The following is an 18,817-nucleotide window of genomic DNA, read 5'->3' as shown; positions in this document are numbered from 1 at the left end:
ATTACCCTACAGACACGAACCTGCTTTATTGATAGCAAACTGGATCAAAACCCTGATACTCTGCCATCACAAGTCCAACCTCTTCCTCATTAATGTGCACCTCCGGATGATCGGACATAAAAACATCCGAATAAAAATTGCTCTGCAATGTATCTGTTATTTCACTGTCTAACTCCGGAAATGCATGCTTTTCGAGCTGTACAATTATTCCGTGCGGTGATTCTGCATCCAATGAATTATTGCGCACACTATAATTAAACATTCCTACTAAAAAAATAAACAATGGTACAGATATGATTGCTTTGTAACTCAATGCGATCAATTTAAAAATATTCTTTAATTAAATTGGATTACAAAACGACTATCCCTGTTTTCCGAAAGTAATCCCCCTTGGGACTGTTAACCTTTTAGTAATTAAAATATTGTGCTATTATCTATTTTTTCTTATTAACTTTTGCCCAGGTATCTCTAAGCGGCACAGTACGGTTGAACACTAAATAATCTTGTTTGTGATCATACCGGTCTGCTACAAAATAGCCTTTACGTTGAAACTGAAATCTATCTTCAGGTTTAGCCTCTGCCAGCGAAGGCTCAACCTTACACCCTTTAAAAATTTCCAGGGACTCGGGGTTAATATATTCTTTATAATCTTTTTCTTTATCGGCGGTGGGTTCTTCTACAGTAAAAAGTCTGTCGTATTGCCTAACTTCAGCATCGATCGCATGAGGTGCAGATACCCAGTGCAATGTTCCTTTCACTTTACGCATGGAAGCTTCAGTTCCGGAACCACTTTTACTTTCCGGATCATATGTGGCGTGAATTTCAGTAACATTACCTTCATCATCCTTCACAGCTTCCGTACATTTTACAATATAACCTGCCTTCAGCCGTACTTCCTTACCAGGTGTCATGCGGAAAAACTTCCGTGGAGCATCTTCCATAAAATCTTCTCGCTCAATATACAGCTCACGGCAAAAGGGCATCTCACGAGTACCCGCATTTTCATCTTCCGGATTATTCTCTATTTCCACATATTCAACTTTGTCTTCCGGGTAATTGGTCAAAACAAGCTTCACTGGATTGAGTACAGCCATCACCCGAGGGGCTGTTTTATTTAGCGATTCGCGTACGGTATGTTCTAAAAGTGCTACATCCTGCAAATTATCTCTCTTGGCAATACCTATTACTTCTGAAAAGCGACGAATAGCTTCCGGTGGATAACCTCTCCGGCGAATACCAGTAATGGTTGGCATGCGGGGATCGTCCCAGCCGGCCACATAACCTTCGTTAACGAGCTCCAGTAATTTCCGTTTGCTCATTACGGTATATCCCAGGTTAAACCGTGCAAATTCTATTTGTTGCGGGCGATAATCGCCTTCGGCAATCTGATCCAAAAACCAGTTATAAAGTGGCCTGTGCACTTCAAACTCCAAGGTACACAGCGAATGCGTAATACCTTCAATATAATCGGATTCTCCATGGGCATAATCATACATTGGATAAATATGCCATTTATCACCTGTGCGATGATGCGCACGATTTAAAATCCTATACATTATCGGGTCGCGCAGAAGCATGTTGGGCGAAGCCATGTCAACTTTGGCTCTGAGCACTTTCGAACCGCTTTCGAACTCTCCGTTTTTCATCCGTTCAAAAAGCTCTACATTTTCCTCTATACTGCGGTTTCTGAAGGGACTTTCTTTGCCAGGTTCTTTGGTGGTGCCCCTTTGTCTTGAAATTTCTTCAGGAGTCTGGTCATCTACATATGCTTTACCTGCCTTGATTAATTTCACAGCCCATTCATAAAGCTGGTCAAAATAGTCTGAAGCATACATCTCCTCCCCATCCCATTCAAATCCCAGCCATCGGATATCAGCTTTTATAGAATCAACGTACTCTGTTTCTTCTTTCTCGGGATTGGTGTCATCGAAACGCAAATTACATTTTCCGTTGTATTGCCGGGCCAGGCCAAAATTTAAACATATTGATTTTGCATGTCCAATATGTAAATACCCGTTAGGTTCAGGTGGAAAACGAGTATGCACACGGCTTTGATTTTTCCCGTTTTTCAAATCCTCCTCAATAATCTGTTCAATAAAGTTGAACTTTTTTTTCTCTTCGTTTTGCGTTTCTGGTTTGTTCATGGGAATTGTAATTATGCTAAATTGTATATAAATGTGATTCAAACCTTTTGGTTTGAAATAATTTCGACTTACAAAAATAATAATTTATACTTTTACACCTCGTATTTACATGATCTATTCCCGGACTAATACAAAAAACTTAAAATTATGGGTAAAATACAAATAGAGCACATGGAGTTTTATGCTTACCATGGCTGTTACAAAGAAGAACAAGTGGTGGGCAACCAATTTCTGGTAGACCTGACACTGGAAACCAATTGTGAAAAACCAATGAAGACTGATAATCTGGAAGATGCACTCAATTATTTGAAAGTATATGAATTTGTAAAAGCAGAAATGAACATAAAATCGCACCTGCTTGAACATGTTGCAGGCAAAATTTTAGACACGCTCTACGCAGAGTTTAATCAAATTGAACATGCCATTGTCAAAGTACGAAAAATGAATCCACCGCTTGGAGGTAAAATGGAAAGTGTGAGCGTAACTTTAGAAAGATAAAAAAAAGCCGGTGGTTATGCCGGCTTATAATTGGAAACTAATTCAACTATTTCTCCTGAAAATCAAATCGTATTTTTATTCTGTAATTTTTGCCATAAAGGTCAGGGTTCTCTACTGAAATTGCATCCAGTTGTTTTTTTACATAATCTGTAAAAACTTTTTTTCCTTGCACATCTTTCACAGTAATCCACCCTTCTTCGTCTACATGAAAAGTGGCCCACACGTGTCCGGAAGTTCCATGGTTCACACCTTTTTCAGGATAAGCCACCAATTGCTGAATAGCTGTATAAAGTTCTTTGTCGGAGTTTGCTGTAGCTTTGATTGCCGGGAAGGCATGGCTAATATTTGCACTGAAAGTCAAAGCTAAGATAAGCGTTGCGGTGATTAATTTAAAGTTTTTCATGGGTTTGGGTTTTAAGGGTTAATTTTGGGTTTGTTTGTTTCTGACTTAATAGTTGCCAAACCCGTGCCAAAGGACTTAATGCTATGATTTAAAACACTTAACATTCTTACCGGTGCAATAATTATGTTCGTTATCGAACAGTCCTGCATGGTTATGTACAGATGTATAAATTAAATATTGGCGTGAGGACTGGCAAAATATTATCTTTGTCCATTCGGATGTCTACCTGAATAAAATTAAGGCAGCAGGATTCCATGGTGTATATGATGCATTTGAATATTTTGAATAGAATGGGACTTTGAATCATTATTAAGCCAAATACCACAAGTATTTTGAACATAACAAATTAAATACTTGCGGAATTTCGAATAAATCTGAAAAATACCGAAATAATAAGTTTTATTATTTGGATATTTCAAAATCCATCATTATTTTTGCAACCCCAAATAAAGAAAATTTTATAAAAAATATACAGCAATGAAAAAGGGTATACATCCAGAGAATTACCGGCTAGTGGCATTCAAAGACATGTCAAACGGGGATACATTTATAACCCGTTCCACTGCAAACACCAGAGAAGAGATTGAAATTGAGGGCGAAAAGTATCCTTTGGTAAAGTTAGAGATTTCAAACACATCTCACCCATTCTATACAGGTAAGATGAAACTTGTCGACACTGCAGGACGTGTTGATAAATTTAAAAACCGTTACAAAAAACACTACGAGAACCGCAAGTAGTCGCTGTTCTATACGATATTTAAAGCTCCGTTGCGTCCAACGGAGCTTTTTTTATTACTTTTATATCGTATTAAAAATTAAAAAAGCCTTGTACCATGAACAAGCTCAACTTTCTGGATTTCAATCACAAAAACCTTTTGCCATTAACTTATACCAGACCAGTTGCCGAATTAAGAATAGGCATATTAACCATTGAAGAAAAATGGAAACAACTACTTAAATCAGAAATCGGCTACATTACCGAAGCATATCTGCAAAAAAAATATTCTTTTGCTCCCGGCGAAGATTACCTTGTTATCAACTCGGGCGTTTTACCCAACAGCAATCTGATACAAGCCATAAAGCAATTAAAAAAGGGTGAGAAACTCGTAAACGAAAGTAATTTCATAGCTGCAAGAACAACAAAAAAGCAATTCAAAAAAGACGATATAGAATCATTTAAACCTGTTGAATTTAGCCACCCCTACCGTGAAGTTCAGTTTCCATGGCACATTTTCTCATGGAATGGCGAAGAAATCATCAAAGATTTTGAAATGATTACAAAAGGACGCGAGGGAGCACACTTGAGCGAAGACAATCGTATAGCAGGTAAAGAAAATATTTTCGTGGAACCGGGCGCTAAAGTGAATTTTGCCACGATCAACGCCGATCGTGGCCCGGTATACATTGGGAAAGATGCAGAAATAATGGAAAACAGCGTAATACGCGGCCCTTTTGCCATGCTAGAAGGAGCAGTAGTAAAAATGGGCGCCAAAATATACGGACCAACCACAATTGGTCCCGCATCAAAAGTAGGCGGCGAGATAAACAACAGTGTGTTTCAGGGGCATAGCAACAAGGCCCATGATGGCTTTCTGGGCAACTCCGTTATTGGAGCGTGGTGTAACCTCGGCGCCGACACGAACAACTCAAACCTCAAAAATAATTATGCGGAAGTAAAAATATGGAATTATGACGCAGAACATTTCATTAAAACCGGATTACAATTTTGCGGACTAATAATGGGCGATCATTCAAAATGCGGAATAAACACAATGTTCAATACCGGCACTGTGGTTGGAGTAAGTGCCAATATTTTTGGATCGGGTTTTCCACGAAACCTAATTCCCTCCTTTTCCTGGGGTGGCCCCGGAGGATTCACAGAATTTAAACTTAACAAAGCACTGGAAGTTACCCAAAAAGTATTTGAACGTCGTCAGAAAGAACTCGACCAGACAGAAATAGACATTTTGACACACATATATGATGAAAGTGCCAAATACCGCAAATTTAACTGATTGGCATTGTGATTGCAGAACTTTCTATTAGGAATAAAAAACACTCAATACGATTCTGTGTTTATATTACAGAATTAAAAAGTTGAAAAAATAACGGTGGAGATTGAATATGAAATTTGAAGATAGATTTTTTTCGCAACAAGGACAGAATTCACCCGATTTTGTACCGATAATATCAGCAGACGAAGATAGCGAACTACGTTTTAACGACGAAAACCCGCTTCCCATATTACCATTAAGAAATACGGTATTATTCCCTGGCGTGGTTATACCAATCACGGTAGGCAGGGAAAAATCAAACCGGTTGATTCGTGAAATTTACGATGGCGACAGGCTACTCGGAACTTTTTCACAATACGACATGAGTGTAGAAGATCCTGGTTACGACGACCTGCACAAAACAGGAACCATTGCACAGGTGATTAAAATCCTCAACATGCCGGATAACACCACATCCGTTATAATCCAGGGAAAAAAACGAATCGACCTCGAAAACATCATAGCAACAGATCCTTATCTGACCGGAAAAGTTAAACTTCATGAAGACCCACAACCAGCAGGACGTGAATTTGATGCTGTAGTAAGCAGCATTAAAGATCAGGCTCTTAAAATTGTGGAACTATCAGCAGATATGCCTGAAGAGGCTGCTTTTGCCATAAAAAACATTGAAAAACCAGATTTTCTGGTCAACTATATTACTTCGAACAGTAACCTAAAAACCGAAGATAAACAAAAGCTTCTCGAAATCAATTCAGTCCACGAACGTTCACTCAAACTTCTTGAGCATCTCACCCAGGAAATACAGATGCTGAATCTCAAAACAGACATTGAATCGAAGGTAAGAACAGAACTGGATAAACAACAAAAAGAATACTTGCTTAACCAGCAAATGAAAACCATTCAGGATGAACTGGGTGGCGACCCTGTGCAACAAGAAGTGGAAGACCTGAAGGCAAAAGCTAAAAAGAAAAACTGGCCTAAAGACATTCAGGAAGCTTTCAATAAAGAAATAAAAAAACTCCGCCGAATCAACCCAGCCACTCCTGAGTATTCTGTAGAGCTTAACTACCTTAATGTATTGCTCGATTTACCCTGGGAACACACCACAAAGGATAATTTTGACCTAAAACGCGCACAGAACGTACTTGAGGAAGACCATTACGGCCTAGAAAAAGTAAAAGAGCGAATCATAGAACATCTCGCAGTACTCAAGCTCAAGGGAGACCTGAAATCCCCCATACTTTGCCTCTATGGCCCTCCAGGAGTTGGTAAAACATCGCTGGGGAAATCTATTGCCAAAGCACTCGACCGGCAATATGTCAGAATGTCACTGGGTGGATTGCACGACGAATCTGAAATTCGCGGACACCGAAAAACCTACATAGGAGCTATGCCCGGGCGCATACTCCAGAATATGCGTAAAGCAAAAGCAGGCAACCCGGTATTTATTCTCGACGAAATAGATAAGATAGGTCGCGATGTGCACGGAGATCCGGAATCGGCATTGCTTGAGGTATTAGACCCTGAACAAAACAACACTTTCCATGACAATTTCCTTGAATTAGATTACGACCTTTCAAAGGTACTATTTATTGCTACAGCCAATACCATAGGCCAAATACACCCTGCCCTGCGGGACCGCATGGAAATGATTGAGGTAAGTGGATATCTGCTTGAAGAAAAAGTAGAAATAGCCAAACGTCACTTAATACCCCAGCAACTCAGCAATCACGGACTAAAACCCAGTCAACTCAAATTCAGTGATGAAGTATTGGCCCACATCATAGAAAATTACACACGTGAATCGGGTGTGCGTACACTGAATAAAAAAATCGCACAGGTAATGCGAAGAATTGCACGTCGCATAGCCACAGAAGAGAAATACAATATCAACATCAAAGTTGAAGATATAAAAGACTACCTGGGTGTACAAGACTTCTTCAAAACAGAGTACCAGGGAAACGACCAGGCAGGCGTAGTTACAGGACTGGCATGGACAGCGGCCGGCGGACAAATATTATTTATTGAAACCAGTTTAAGCAAAGGAAAAGGCAACTTTACCCTAACCGGAAATCTGGGGGATGTAATGAAAGAATCGGCCAAATTAGCTGTAGAATATTTAAAATCCCATGCCTACACGCTCGATATTGATCCGGAGATATTTAATCAATGGAATATCCACATCCATATTCCGGAAGGAGCCATTCCCAAAGATGGTCCTTCTGCAGGGATAACCATGGTTGTGTCGCTGGCATCGGCTTTCACGCAACGAAAAGTCAAGAAAAGCATTGCAATGACTGGCGAAATTACCCTCAGGGGAAAAGTACTTCCGGTGGGTGGAATTAAAGAAAAAATTCTTGCAGCCAAAAGAGCCGGGTTAAAAGAAATCATCATTTCGGAGAAAAATAAAAAGGATTTGGAAGAAATCAAGCCCACATACCTGAAAGGCCTGAAGTTCCATTTTGTAGAAACCATTAATGATGTGCTCAATATTGCATTGACCAAACAAAAAGTGGCCAATCCACTGAAATTTTCTTAAATTTATAAGAAAAAAATGACATTCATAACCTTTATTGCGCTTTTACTTATTGCGGCAGGCATTGGATACATTATCAAGCACATTTTTAGAGTCGATTTGCCAATGCCCCGTTACCTTACGGGTGTCTTTATTGTGCTGGTTGGCGTACATTTTCTGATTATACAGCTGGAAGAAGATAAAGAAGATGAGTCAAAGTGGGTTTGGTTTACGCACAGCAATTTTGCGCATCACATTACTGGTGAAAATGAATATTCTGTGGTATTTGGAGAGTCTACCATTGATCTGAGCGAAACACAATTAGCAGACTCACTGCCCAAAGTTACTATTTCAGTAGTTTTTGGCCATGCAGAAGTTTATTTACCCGATAGTATTCCATATCGCATCATCAACAATATTGCTTTTGGAAGCACCAACGGGAATGGACCAAACAATAGTGGTTTAGGGGACTTTTCTTCAGAATCAGACAATTTTAATCCCAACAGAAATCACCTTACCATTGAAGCTGATGTGGCTTTTGGGGGATTAACCTGGCGTTAAAGCAACTACTTTTCAACATCTCTTACGCAACGAACAGAGAAGCCATAGCTCTTATCGAGGCTGTTATCTTCAACTGAAGACTTATTATGATAAATAACCCGATAGCGGCCGTAAAACATCAAGTGATCACTGGCACTCCAAAAGAAAGCACTGGATCCTTTTGAACTAAATGTACCGTCATTATATCGGCCACCAGCCGGAAAAACATTAAGCCCGTTGGCAATCTCTCCATTACCACCATCTATCCAGCCGGTTGTGCTTTTTAAGCGTTCACCAGCATTATGTTCATTCCCCATCGCATTAATCAGCTTATCCCAATCGGCATCATCCGGCACCCGCCAGCCTTCAGGAGCTAATCCCCTGGGGTCAGTTACAGCATACCAATTATACAATTTTCCGTATTTTTCTCCAATCTCCGGGTCATTATTGTAATAGCACCACGCAGCCACACCTTCCTGGTCGGCCTTAATCCATTCACTGGAAGTTTTAGCATGTAGGATGGGCTCTCCATTTGAAAACTTTGAAACATTAAGATTTACTGCCATCCATTCCTGATTGCCAATAATTATTGTAGGAACCTCCTTATTATTCACTTCCATGGTACCCTGAATCATTTCTGCCGGGCCGAGACACGTAGGAAAAAACATGCCAATAAAGAAAAGACTAATAATAACAGACATTTTTTTCATAATGGTAATATTTATATGTTCATCTCAAGTCACAAATACGGATGTTAAAATATATACGGCGATATTTGGATATTTGTTTCATAATCGCTTTCATATCAAACTTTTTACACGAAACACAGGCAATATCTATTTCATCTTGAAGACTTTCGCATAAAAAATAATGAATAACTACCTTCAACAAAGATTTCATATAAGTGTAAATTGCAAATTTAAAATTTAAATATTCACCATAAATAAATGGGGCCGTCAGCCTGTAAATAATCAAAATCTTTATTCTATCTTTGCGTGGAAATTTGAAAATCAAGACTTATGTACAGAACGCATACCTGTGGAGAATTACGTATAGAAAATGTAGGAGATGAAATCACCCTTAGCGGATGGGTTCAAAAAATCAGAAATCTGGGCGGCATGACTTTTATCGACCTGAGAGACCGCTATGGCATTACCCAACTTGCATTTAACGAGCATGCCAATCCTAAAATGACAGACAAGGCAAGAGAAGTAGGACGTGAATATGTAATACAGGTGAAAGGTAAAGTCATTGAAAGGCACAGTAAGAATAAGCATTTGCCAACAGGCGATATTGAAATAAATTGCTACGATATCAATATATTGAGCAAATCAGAAATTCCACCATTCACAATAGAAGCAGACACAGACGGCGGAGATGAGTTACGCATGAAGTATCGTTATCTTGACCTCAGGCGTGCGCCGCTTCAAAGACAAATAGCACTGCGACACCGCGTAGCTCAGGAAGTGCGCAGATACCTTAATCACGAAGAATTTTATGAAATAGAGACCCCTGTTTTAATAAAATCAACGCCCGAAGGAGCACGCGATTTTGTAGTACCTTCACGTATGAACCAGGGTCAGTTTTATGCTTTGCCACAGTCTCCTCAGGTTTTCAAACAATTACTAATGGTATCGGGCTACGATCGTTACTACCAAATTGTTAAATGCTTTAGAGACGAAGACCTTAGAGCCGACCGCCAACCGGAATTTACACAAATCGACTGTGAGATGTCGTTTGCAGAACAAGAAGATGTCTTATCCACATTTGAAACCATGACTAAAGCCATTTTTAAAAATGTGCTGGATGTAGACATATACACACCTTTCCGCCGCATGCCGTTTAACGAAGCTATGGCTAAGTATGGCAACGACAAGCCAGACCTCAGATTTGATTTGGAAATACATGAACTCAGCAATTTGGCAAAAGGTCATGATTTTAAGGTTTTCGACAGCGCGGAATATATTGGGGGTTTTTGTGCGCAGGGACTGGCAAATTACTCCAGAAAAGAACTCGATAAACTTACCAAATGGGTGCAACGCCCTCAAATAGGTGCCAAAGGTTTAGTATATGTCAAATACAATGAAGATGGTTCTTTTAAGTCCTCAGTCGACAAATTCTTTGATGAAGCACAGCTCAAAACCTGGGCAGAAGAATTCAATGCAAACCCCGGAGACCTCATTTTGATTCTGGCCGGTGATAAACCCATCACCTTGCACGGATTGTCGGAATTAAGATTGGAAATGGGTAACCGCATGGGTTTACGAGACAAAAATACTTTTGTGCCGCTTTGGGTGGTCGATTTCCCACTGGTTGAATGGGACGAAGAGTCGAAACGTTACCATGCAATGCATCACCCCTTCACTGCGCCAAAACCAGAAGACGTAGAACTACTGAATGAAGATCCGGGAAAAGTGCGCGCCAATGCCTACGATTTAGTGATTAACGGAGTAGAAATTGGTGGAGGTTCCGTTCGTATACATGACCAGAAGATGCAACAAAGAATGTTCGAAGCCCTCGGGTTTACCAAAGAGGAAGCTGAAAACCAGTTTGGATTTTTAATGAATGCGTTTAAATATGGTGCTCCACCTCATGCCGGGATTGCCTTTGGATTCGACAGACTGGTATCGCTAATTGCACAGCTCGACTCCATTCGCGATGTAATTGCATTTCCGAAAAACAATAATGGCCGCGATGTGATGATCGATTCACCATCAGGTGTATCTGAAGCTCAATTAGCTGAATTAGGGCTAAAACTCGATTTAAACAAACAGGAAAAAAACAACTAGAATACTTTCTTATTTTCACATTACCGGATTAGCCTTACTGGTCCGGTTTTTTTATGCTTCAAGCAACCACAATTCAACTTCTTCAATACGCGATCCGGAAGCTTTTGTAATGCGAAAACGGTATTTCCCAATTTCTATAACTTCATTGGGATTGGGAATGTCCTCGTTATGATGCAATATAAATCCGGCCAGGGTTTCATAATTATCATCCTCAGGTAACAGAAAGCCATAGCGCTCATTGAGATAATCTATCTCGTGTCTGCCTGAAAAAAGATAATGACTTTCAGCCACTTTCTTTTCAACCAATTCTATTGTATCATGCTCATCCTCTATTTCTCCAAAAATTTCTTCTATGAGGTCCTCGAGCGTAACTACACCTGCTGTTCCTCCAAATTCATCCACGACCAATGCAATACTTTTGCTATTGGCGGTAAAAATGGCAAGCAACTTATTGGCTGGCATTGACTCGGGCACAATGGGAAGGGAATGTACAATATTTTTCAGTTCCGTGGGTTTTTTAAACATATCGATGGTGTGAATGTAACCAACGATATTGTCAATGGTTTCGTTGAAAACGAGCAACCTCGAAAAACCGGTTTCATTAAACTTCCTAACTACGGCATCAACCTTTTCCTGCATCTCAACAGCAACCAGTTCATTTCTTGGTACAATACATTCCTTTATTTTTATATTGCCAAAATCCAACACATTCCTGAATATCTTCACATCCTTCTTCAATTCAGGTTGCGCCTCATTGTCTTCGTTTTGTTCTCCGATTAAATCATTAAGATCAAAACGGTCAAAGACGCCTTTATTATCTGCCTCACTTGTCCGTATTCCAAAAAACAAACGTAATATTAGTGAAGAAATAGCGGTACTAAACCTTGTAACCGGATAAAATAAAGAATAAAAAAACATAACCGGGAAGGCGAATATACGCAACACACTATTCGGATTGACCCGGAATACAGTTTTGGGTAAAAACTCTGCAAAAAACAGTATAATAGCGGTTGAGATAACTGTTTTTAGTGCTAAAATACCTCCGTCACTAATCGTTAGCTCATGTAAAAATGGATTTAAAAGCTCTGCCATGGCCAAACCATAAATTACAAGTGCTACATTATTACCAATTAGCATTGTAGCAATATAATGCGATGGATGTTTGGTGAAAACAGTAAGTAAAGATGATGCAATGAATCCGCGCTTTTTATCTAATTCAATACGAAGTTTGTTAGATGATACAAAAGCGATTTCCATACCCGAAAAGAAGGCAGAAAAAATTAAAGTAACTAAAATCCATGGCAAATAATTCATTTGGCAGTAATTTATTTGCTAAAATAGTGACGCCGAATAAAAAATAAAAAAGAAATTGCACCTAACAGGTAAAACTTTGCGGAAGCCTTAGCTCCTATCTGTGTAGTATAATAAACGGCCATGCCCATCAGTACAATGGTTGCAGCTAACCAGGTATATTTTAATACCTGTTCAATTTTGTGTTTTGTATTGCTCTTCATCGACATAGAAAAATCCGGTAGGTTCTAAAATTCGGGCATTGGTAAGGTTCATATCAGATTCAAAGCCCTTCCCATAAATGATGGCATCTTTTTCGGTAAACTTTGTAAACTGGTCAGAATATATCTTACCTTTTTTTTGGTCCAAAACCATATACTCAGTATTAATAATTCGACCTTCCTGGTCAATCACTTCCACATTATGCCGTGCAATCCATTTTTCCTCTTTGATTTTTTGAATTACATAATTAGCTGAAATTTTTGAAGTTACGGCTTCATCCCGGTTTAAAAAGGTAGCAACCAGGCCTTCGGGAAATTCCCTGTAAGGATTTTCTTTGGCTCCAAATTCCCTTACGAGCGGACTTATAACTTTAACTGTAATTTGTCCCGAATCGCTTCTGAGAAATTTAAAATCCTCGACTTCCATTGTTGGATGGCTCTCAATATTAGTAATTTGTTTCACGGTTTGTATATCGTTCTTACATGAAACAAAAAAGATGATTCCGGCCAACGCCAGAATCATCTTTGAAATAATATTGTGACTCGAATTCATGTTAAAATCTAACTTTGGTAGTATGGTTAATCCAACCGCCAACAGTATAGTTTGCTCCTTCTGTTACATTGTAGAAAAAGGCCTCCTCTTTATCCGGAAAATATTGCGAATAAGTTTCAATCATTTTATTGGCCTTATCGGCAACTGAAGCATCAACGGCTTTGGCTTTATAAAACATATCGACAGCAGCCCAGTATTTAGTTTTTTCTTCGAATTTATTCTTTCCGAAACCATCTGCATTGGCATAAGCACGTCCGATAATTATATAAGGTTCTCCGTCATTAGGGTTTTGTTTCAGTGCTGCTCTTGCATATTCAACGGCCTTGGCAGGGCTTCCGTCCGTAGCGAGCAATATTTCCGCCAATTCTTTATAGTAACGGGCGATGGTTATATTGTCTGTTTCCCTTTTTATAGCTTCCTGGTAGTAACTAATGGCTTTATCCCAATTTTTTTTCTTAATAAAAACCCGTGCAAGACTATAGGCTGAATTGGCCGATGGTTCAAGTTCGTATAAGTTTTCAGCACTTTTCTCAAATAAATCAGACTCTTCACAATCGAAATTACGCAAGAGATCTACAATCTTTTTGAGATTTTCAAGCTCCTCCGGATTTTCTTTAAAGCGTTTAGTAAGTAGTGGTATTAATGATTCACATGTTGCAGCTCCACTTTTAGTAAAAATAAGCTCTACGTTATTCATAATTATTTCGTAACGTTCACGTTTTTCGGTGCTGCTCGAATGCTTCATTTGATAATCAAGAATCTTCGATGCAAGGGCAAAGTTATTTACCATCTCATCTTCACTGATTTGGTTATCGTTATATAATTTGAGTGCGGTTTGCATCATTTCATTAAAAACAAAACCCGGGGTTTGTTTATCCATCATCTCAACAGATTTATGCAGCAAATCATAAGCTTCTTTGGTTCTTTTCGGGCTAAGATTAGCAAGGTCAACACCTTTCCGGGCAGTTAAATACCCCTTGCTGTTAAAATATTCCATTCGTTGATCATAGATCATCAGAATGGTGTCGACGTATTTTTCACGCTCCTCAACACTTTTAGAATTTTTAAAGAAAATTTTGTACATATTCACACCATGGATGTACATATTCTTACTAATCCTTGGTGCTTCATTAAAGACAACACGCCATGGTTTAATAGCATCGTTGTAACTTTTTTGTCTATAAAACTGCTTATACATTGATAGGTTCTGCAAAGCACGGATACTATCTTCGCCATGTCCGTATTTCGAACCGTCTTCTACGCCTTTTTGAGCCATAAGCGCTGGCAGCGAAAGAAGTGTAATTGAAAACACTAAAAGAATTTTGGTTGCTTTAGTTTTCATAATGTCCTATTTTGATTAGTCATACTTTCTTTCAAAGAACCAAACCTCTCTGAAATTAAGTTTTATGTTTAATTTAATATAATTTTCCTGTATAAGCTCATTCTTCATCATTCCCCGCTGTCCAAACTCTGCTCCGATATTTAACATCATACCTGCTCGTCTGATTGGTAATCCAACTCCTGCAGAAATGGCCATATTATTTATATTTTCATTTCGTACATCCATATACTGTCTTTCAAAAAATGCGCCAAAAACGTAAGTCATTCGATCAAAGTAACTTGAAGCGGAATTCCACTTGGGAATGAAACTATAACCACTGCTAATACGGTAACTATTATTCAATGTTGTTGCTGCGGTTTCAAGATTTTCATTACTAGCATCACCCCACATCGACATATCAAAAGCAACCGTGGCCGTTTGTTTTTGCGGCTCAACATAGCTTACACCAAAGCTAAAAGATTGTGGTAGGTTAAAACTCCGCTCACGGTCCTCATAGAAGGCTGTTGTATCGAGAATTATATTATCATTAATATTCTCGATATTGTCACCACCACCGGCTCCGAACAGATAATCTTCGGTATAATTTATTCCTTGTAATGGCGTGTACGTAAAACCAACATTTAAACTTTTATCGTCGCCCAATGGTTGTGTGTACATTACACCAGCATCAAAGCCAAAATCGTGTATTTGTTTCGTATAACCTTCCTGGGTGTTTCTAAAGGTCTGTGGAAACAATATAGTTTTGGTTTCTGTAAGCTCACCAAACAAATATTTAACATTAAAACCTACTGACAAATTTGGTGTAATGGAAAATGATTGTCCAAGATAAGCCTGATTTAAATTACCTTTCCCAATGTAATATGTTTCGGAAAAAATATCGTTTACATTGCTTTTTAGTCCGATGCGGTAATTACGATTCGATACCGGGGTTAGCCCTATACTGGCATGCCACCAGCGAGTTATTCTAAAACCAATGGCATAGTAGGAAAAATTAAAATCCGTTGTAATATGCGCATCGTTCTCATCGGCTATACGCCTGGTGGTTCCTGACAGACCAAAGTCTATAAGAAACCGCATACTATCAATTGCACGATAGGCCGCCGGATTTGAAAAATTAATTTTGTTTTTTTCTACAAGGCCTGCTGAAGCTCCTCCATATTCAGGAAACTGAATATAACCCGGCGTATAAATATCGCCTAATCCAAATACCGAGTATGGGGAGTTTGATTTACTTTGTCCAAATGCACCAAGTGCAATCCCTGCTAATACGATTAAAATACTAAGTTTTCTCCACATTGTAGTTCAAAATTCTATTTAGGCCCTTTGCTAATAAATAAGGCTCTGCAAAGATGCCATTTTTTATTATTTTCGCAAAAATATCTGCATCGCCACCGGTAATAACGGTAATCAAATCAGAATATTCTTTTTGATATGTATTTATTGTGCCTCTTATCTCATTTACTATGCCTTCAATAACCCCGTTTAAAATTGAATCTCTGGTTGTTTTGCCGGGGATATCATAATCTGGCGAATAATTTAATTTAGGTAGCCGGCTTGTAAATTGGTGCAGTGCATCAAAGCGCAGTTGCATTCCGGGTGCAATAGCACCGCCCATAAAAATGCCGGCAGTGACCAAATCGTAGGTTAGTGCGGTACCAGCATCAATAACCAATACATTTTTGCCGGGAAAAAGAAAATCGGCTCCAACCACATTGGCCAAGCGGTCATAACCTAAAGTATCGGGGGTTTTGTATTGACTGGAAACAGGTACTGGTGTATGTATACCTACATTAACAAACCTACCGCTAACTTTAGTTAATGCCTCCATCCATGCTGGCGATTGATCGCCTACATTGCTCAAAATACAGTGTGTAAACTCCAGCGCATCGGCATATTCTTTTATGCGTTGCTGGTCTTTCCCGCTAAAAATTTTTGGCGGACGCATCTCATCGTCCTCAGCCACATATATTTTGACTCTCGTATTCCCAGCGTCAACAATCAAGTTCATTAATTGGTCTCTTTCTGCCTAATTCTTTAATCAACACATTTTCATAGTCGTTACAAAATTAATCTTTCATAGCACATAAAACGATGTTTATGCCCACAAATTTTTAATTTAAAGTTTTCTGAACAAATGTATAAGGTAAACTATGTTTAAAATAAATTCACTCATAAACGCATTAATTTGTTTATTAATTACTTACAGACATCTTTATCTTTTATTTTGACAGGTTATTTATTATAATCAGAGTGCAATTTTTAACATAAACAGCCAATTAAAAAATCATCTTATAATTCACAGAAAAATTTATTAACAATCATGTGAATTCAATTTTTACTCAATCCGGGTTAAAATAAGATTGAAAATTTATAATCTTAAATTACAGCGCCCATCAAATTATTTATAATTTCGTCCGTTAATTTTGTAGCATTCTAATAATTAAATTTCGTTGAATGAATAAATGGATACTGACATTATATTTATTTGTTGTAATTGGTCAACTTTCAGCACAAACAATTAAAGAGGACCGGATACTCATACCCATGATATCTGCAAACTTAGGCTACAACCATCCGGGAGGAGACTTTGCCGAAAGATTTAGCGGCAGTGGACAGGTTGGGGCTGCATTTAAACTCAAATTCAAATCAAATCTTTTTATAGGTATAGAAGGTCATTATCTTTTCAGTCAGGGAATCAAAGATCCTGAATATCGCAACTACCTGGAAAATGAAGATGGATGGATTACTAACTTTTACGGTGAACCCGGTATTGTTGCTGAAAAACTTGATGGATTTAGCATTGCTGCAAATGTAGGCTATATTATTCCTGTGCTCAACCCAAACCCCAATTCGGGGATTATGGTTTCAGGCGGCGTGGGTTTTTTACAACATAAAATCTGGATAGAGGAACGTGGCAATAACATACCTCAGCTAACCGACAAATACATAAAAGGCTACGACAGGCTTTGTAACGGATTAATGACAAAACAGTTTGTGGGTTATATGTTTTTTCATGAAAAAGCAACATGGAACTTTTATGCGGGTATGGAATTCACTCAGGGTTTTACACAAAACCGGCGAAGCTGGGATATTATTGAAGAACGCAAAATTGATGAGCAACGGCTCGATTTACTTTATTCAATAAAAATAGGATGGGTGATTTCATTGCATAAAAGAATGGCAACTGAAATTTATTATTATTAATGCGCATTTTATACTCCACCGGCATATATTTTTATGCGGTTCTGATCAGAATTGCCGCTCTTAGCAATGCTAAAGCAAAAAAGCTCGTGAAAGGCAGGCAAAATTGGAAAAACAAGCTCACTGATATACCCCACGACAAGCAGGTTTGCTGGTTCCACAGCGCAAGCCTCGGTGAATTTGAACAAGGACGGCCATTAATTGAAAAAATCAAAACCCGTTATCCCGATGTATTCATTTTGCTCACTTTCTATTCACCATCGGGATATGAGATAAGAAAAAACTACAAAAATGCCGATCTCGTTATGTATTTGCCTGCAGATACTATTCGAAATGCCCGGTATTTTGTAGAGCATGCTCATCCCGACATAGCCATATTCATTAAATATGAATTTTGGTACAACTTTATTCATTACGCCAAAAAACGTGATGCAAAATTATATTCCATTTCAACCCTGTTTCGTCCCGGACAAATCTTTTATAAACCCTGGGGCAAATGGTTCAAAAAACATTTGCATTATTTCGAACACTTTTTCGCGCAAAACAACAATTCAGCCGAAATTGCAAAGAAACATGGCATACAGAATATTACTGTTGCTGGTGACACACGGTACGATAGAGTTGCAGCAATTGCCGAACAAAACACTGAAATCAGTCTGGTTAAAAACTTTGCTGCCAATCACTTCACCTTGGTAGCAGGAAGCTCCTGGCCGGCCGAGCACGAGATGCTGATAAAACTTTGTAATAACGGCTCCGAAACCATAAAATATATCATTGCCCCGCATGAATTAAATGAAAAACAGTATGAACGCATCGAAAAAAATATAGAAGCCCGGGTAGTAAGACTTTCAGACACAACTGAAAAACAGGCAGCTGAAGCACGCGTGCTCATTATCGACAGCATTGGCCTGTTGTCAAAACTCTACCGTTATGGCAATATAGCAATCATTGGCGGAGGTTTTGGTAAAGGCATTCACAACATTTTGGAGCCGGCCGTTTATGGTATACCCGTAATTTTTGGACCGGCATATAAAAAATTCCACGAAGCTGTTTCAATGGTCAATAACAAAATTGCTTTTCCAATAACTGGCTACGAAGAACTGAAAACGATAGTCGAAAAACTCCATAGTAACAAAGAATATCTAAAGGAGAAGTCAGAGCAAACCCGGTTATTCGTTGAGCACCAGTTGGGAGCCACTGACATGATCTTGCAAGAAATTGAAAAGCAGATCATTAACCAATGATTAACACATTATTTTTGCGAAAATAGAAATCAACCGATTAACCAACTATTATCCAATTTTTT

17 protein-coding genes are annotated in these 18,817 nt (G+C 38.7%); 8 read left to right on the top strand and 9 right to left on the bottom strand.

Annotated elements, in window-relative coordinates; all coding sequences use genetic code 11:
• Positions 1–25: 25 nt before the first annotated feature.
• Both ACTB0Y_RS07900 and ACTB0Y_RS07895 read right to left on the bottom strand, forming a co-directional pair.
• The gene (locus ACTB0Y_RS07900) at positions 26–313 is read right to left on the bottom strand and encodes a hypothetical protein (RefSeq protein ID WP_463206273.1); all 288 of its coding nucleotides are present in this window, start codon (positions 311–313) and stop codon (positions 26–28) included.
• A gap of 121 nt (positions 314–434) precedes the next feature.
• A complete protein-coding gene (locus ACTB0Y_RS07895; protein ID WP_463206272.1) occupies positions 435–2,144 on the bottom strand; it encodes a glutamine--tRNA ligase/YqeY domain fusion protein in 1,710 nt (569 codons plus the stop codon).
• Positions 2,145–2,291: 147 nt separating this feature from the next.
• On the opposite strand from ACTB0Y_RS07895, the gene folB reads away from it, so the two are divergent.
• On the top strand, positions 2,292–2,642 hold the full coding sequence (folB, locus tag ACTB0Y_RS07890; protein WP_463206271.1) for a dihydroneopterin aldolase: 351 nt from the start codon (positions 2,292–2,294) through the stop codon (positions 2,640–2,642).
• 46 nt (positions 2,643–2,688) lie between these two features.
• On the opposite strand, the gene ACTB0Y_RS07885 is transcribed toward folB, so the two are convergent.
• Entirely contained in the window at positions 2,689–3,045 is a 357-nt protein-coding gene (locus ACTB0Y_RS07885) for a hypothetical protein (RefSeq protein WP_463206270.1), read from the bottom strand.
• A 477-nt stretch (positions 3,046–3,522) separates the two neighbouring features.
• Here ACTB0Y_RS07885 and ACTB0Y_RS07880 point away from each other — a divergent pair, with 477 nt between their 5' ends.
• From ACTB0Y_RS07880 to ACTB0Y_RS07865, 4 genes are all read left to right on the top strand, one after another.
• Complete coding sequence (locus tag ACTB0Y_RS07880; protein WP_463206269.1) at positions 3,523–3,783, top strand: type B 50S ribosomal protein L31; 261 nt, start codon at positions 3,523–3,525, stop codon at positions 3,781–3,783.
• Positions 3,784–3,878: 95 nt separating this feature from the next.
• Entirely contained in the window at positions 3,879–5,060 is a 1,182-nt protein-coding gene (locus ACTB0Y_RS07875; protein WP_463206268.1) for a GlmU family protein, read from the top strand.
• Between the two features lie 109 nt (positions 5,061–5,169).
• Positions 5,170–7,599: an endopeptidase La gene (lon, locus tag ACTB0Y_RS07870; RefSeq protein ID WP_463206267.1), complete on the top strand. Its 2,430-nt coding sequence runs from the start codon at positions 5,170–5,172 to the stop codon at positions 7,597–7,599.
• Positions 7,600–7,614: 15 nt separating this feature from the next.
• The gene (locus ACTB0Y_RS07865; protein WP_463206266.1) at positions 7,615–8,136 is read left to right on the top strand and encodes a LiaF domain-containing protein; all 522 of its coding nucleotides are present in this window, start codon (positions 7,615–7,617) and stop codon (positions 8,134–8,136) included.
• Positions 8,137–8,141: 5 nt separating this feature from the next.
• Here ACTB0Y_RS07865 and ACTB0Y_RS07860 read toward each other — a convergent pair whose 3' ends face one another.
• A complete protein-coding gene (locus ACTB0Y_RS07860) occupies positions 8,142–8,825 on the bottom strand; it encodes a fibrobacter succinogenes major paralogous domain-containing protein (RefSeq protein ID WP_463206265.1) in 684 nt (227 codons plus the stop codon).
• A gap of 309 nt (positions 8,826–9,134) precedes the next feature.
• On the opposite strand from ACTB0Y_RS07860, the gene aspS reads away from it, so the two are divergent.
• A complete protein-coding gene (gene aspS / locus ACTB0Y_RS07855; protein WP_463206264.1) occupies positions 9,135–10,904 on the top strand; it encodes an aspartate--tRNA ligase in 1,770 nt (589 codons plus the stop codon).
• Positions 10,905–10,955: 51 nt separating this feature from the next.
• Here aspS and ACTB0Y_RS07850 read toward each other — a convergent pair whose 3' ends face one another.
• The 5 genes from ACTB0Y_RS07850 to ACTB0Y_RS07830 all read right to left on the bottom strand — a co-directional run bounded on the left by ACTB0Y_RS07850 (position 10,956) and on the right by ACTB0Y_RS07830 (position 16,318).
• Positions 10,956–12,218, bottom strand: coding sequence for a hemolysin family protein (locus ACTB0Y_RS07850; protein ID WP_463206263.1), 1,263 nt, complete (start codon positions 12,216–12,218; stop codon positions 10,956–10,958).
• Between the two features lie 171 nt (positions 12,219–12,389).
• Positions 12,390–12,968 carry an LPS export ABC transporter periplasmic protein LptC gene (gene lptC, locus ACTB0Y_RS07845; RefSeq protein WP_463206262.1) on the bottom strand — a complete coding sequence of 193 codons (579 nt, stop codon included), beginning with the start codon at positions 12,966–12,968 and terminating at the stop codon, positions 12,390–12,392.
• A gap of 1 nt (position 12,969) precedes the next feature.
• The gene (locus tag ACTB0Y_RS07840; protein WP_463206261.1) at positions 12,970–14,310 is read right to left on the bottom strand and encodes a tetratricopeptide repeat protein; all 1,341 of its coding nucleotides are present in this window, start codon (positions 14,308–14,310) and stop codon (positions 12,970–12,972) included.
• Positions 14,311–14,325: 15 nt separating this feature from the next.
• A complete protein-coding gene (locus ACTB0Y_RS07835) occupies positions 14,326–15,606 on the bottom strand; it encodes a hypothetical protein (protein ID WP_463206260.1) in 1,281 nt (426 codons plus the stop codon).
• The gene (locus tag ACTB0Y_RS07830) at positions 15,590–16,318 is read right to left on the bottom strand and encodes a type III pantothenate kinase (RefSeq protein WP_463206259.1); all 729 of its coding nucleotides are present in this window, start codon (positions 16,316–16,318) and stop codon (positions 15,590–15,592) included. Before ACTB0Y_RS07830 ends, ACTB0Y_RS07835 begins: the two co-directional genes overlap by 17 nt.
• Before the next feature lie 446 nt (positions 16,319–16,764).
• On the opposite strand from ACTB0Y_RS07830, the gene ACTB0Y_RS07825 reads away from it, so the two are divergent.
• Together ACTB0Y_RS07825 and ACTB0Y_RS07820 are read left to right on the top strand one after the other, a co-directional pair.
• Positions 16,765–17,514, top strand: a complete 750-nt coding sequence (locus ACTB0Y_RS07825; protein WP_463206258.1) for a hypothetical protein — start codon at positions 16,765–16,767, stop codon at positions 17,512–17,514.
• On the top strand, positions 17,514–18,755 hold the full coding sequence (locus tag ACTB0Y_RS07820; RefSeq protein WP_463206257.1) for a 3-deoxy-D-manno-octulosonic acid transferase: 1,242 nt from the start codon (positions 17,514–17,516) through the stop codon (positions 18,753–18,755). Before ACTB0Y_RS07825 ends, ACTB0Y_RS07820 begins: the two co-directional genes overlap by 1 nt.
• Positions 18,756–18,817 lie beyond the last annotated feature (62 nt).

The sequence above is a fragment of the Salinivirga sp. genome (genome assembly GCF_055145285.1).
Note: the sequence above shows the minus strand (reverse complement) of the source record. Positions and strands in the feature narration are given on the sequence as shown.

Excerpts from the sequence above, each read along its gene's own strand:
- ACTB0Y_RS07895 (WP_463206272.1), bottom strand. The coding sequence starts at position 2,144 with ATGAACAAACCAGAAACGCAAAACGAAGAGAAAAAAAAGTTCAACTTT.
- folB (WP_463206271.1), top strand. The coding sequence starts at position 2,292 with ATGGGTAAAATACAAATAGAGCACATGGAGTTTTATGCTTACCATGGC.
- ACTB0Y_RS07885 (WP_463206270.1), bottom strand. The coding sequence starts at position 3,045 with ATGAAAAACTTTAAATTAATCACCGCAACGCTTATCTTAGCTTTGACT.
- ACTB0Y_RS07880 (WP_463206269.1), top strand. The coding sequence starts at position 3,523 with ATGAAAAAGGGTATACATCCAGAGAATTACCGGCTAGTGGCATTCAAA.
- ACTB0Y_RS07875 (WP_463206268.1), top strand. The coding sequence starts at position 3,879 with ATGAACAAGCTCAACTTTCTGGATTTCAATCACAAAAACCTTTTGCCA.
- lon (WP_463206267.1), top strand. The coding sequence starts at position 5,170 with ATGAAATTTGAAGATAGATTTTTTTCGCAACAAGGACAGAATTCACCC.
- ACTB0Y_RS07865 (WP_463206266.1), top strand. The coding sequence starts at position 7,615 with ATGACATTCATAACCTTTATTGCGCTTTTACTTATTGCGGCAGGCATT.
- ACTB0Y_RS07860 (WP_463206265.1), bottom strand. The coding sequence starts at position 8,825 with ATGAAAAAAATGTCTGTTATTATTAGTCTTTTCTTTATTGGCATGTTT.
- aspS (WP_463206264.1), top strand. The coding sequence starts at position 9,135 with ATGTACAGAACGCATACCTGTGGAGAATTACGTATAGAAAATGTAGGA.
- ACTB0Y_RS07850 (WP_463206263.1), bottom strand. The coding sequence starts at position 12,218 with ATGAATTATTTGCCATGGATTTTAGTTACTTTAATTTTTTCTGCCTTC.
- lptC (WP_463206262.1), bottom strand. The coding sequence starts at position 12,968 with ATGAATTCGAGTCACAATATTATTTCAAAGATGATTCTGGCGTTGGCC.
- ACTB0Y_RS07840 (WP_463206261.1), bottom strand. The coding sequence starts at position 14,310 with ATGAAAACTAAAGCAACCAAAATTCTTTTAGTGTTTTCAATTACACTT.
- ACTB0Y_RS07835 (WP_463206260.1), bottom strand. The coding sequence starts at position 15,606 with ATGTGGAGAAAACTTAGTATTTTAATCGTATTAGCAGGGATTGCACTT.
- ACTB0Y_RS07830 (WP_463206259.1), bottom strand. The coding sequence starts at position 16,318 with ATGAACTTGATTGTTGACGCTGGGAATACGAGAGTCAAAATATATGTG.
- ACTB0Y_RS07825 (WP_463206258.1), top strand. The coding sequence starts at position 16,765 with ATGAATAAATGGATACTGACATTATATTTATTTGTTGTAATTGGTCAA.
- ACTB0Y_RS07820 (WP_463206257.1), top strand. The coding sequence starts at position 17,514 with ATGCGCATTTTATACTCCACCGGCATATATTTTTATGCGGTTCTGATC.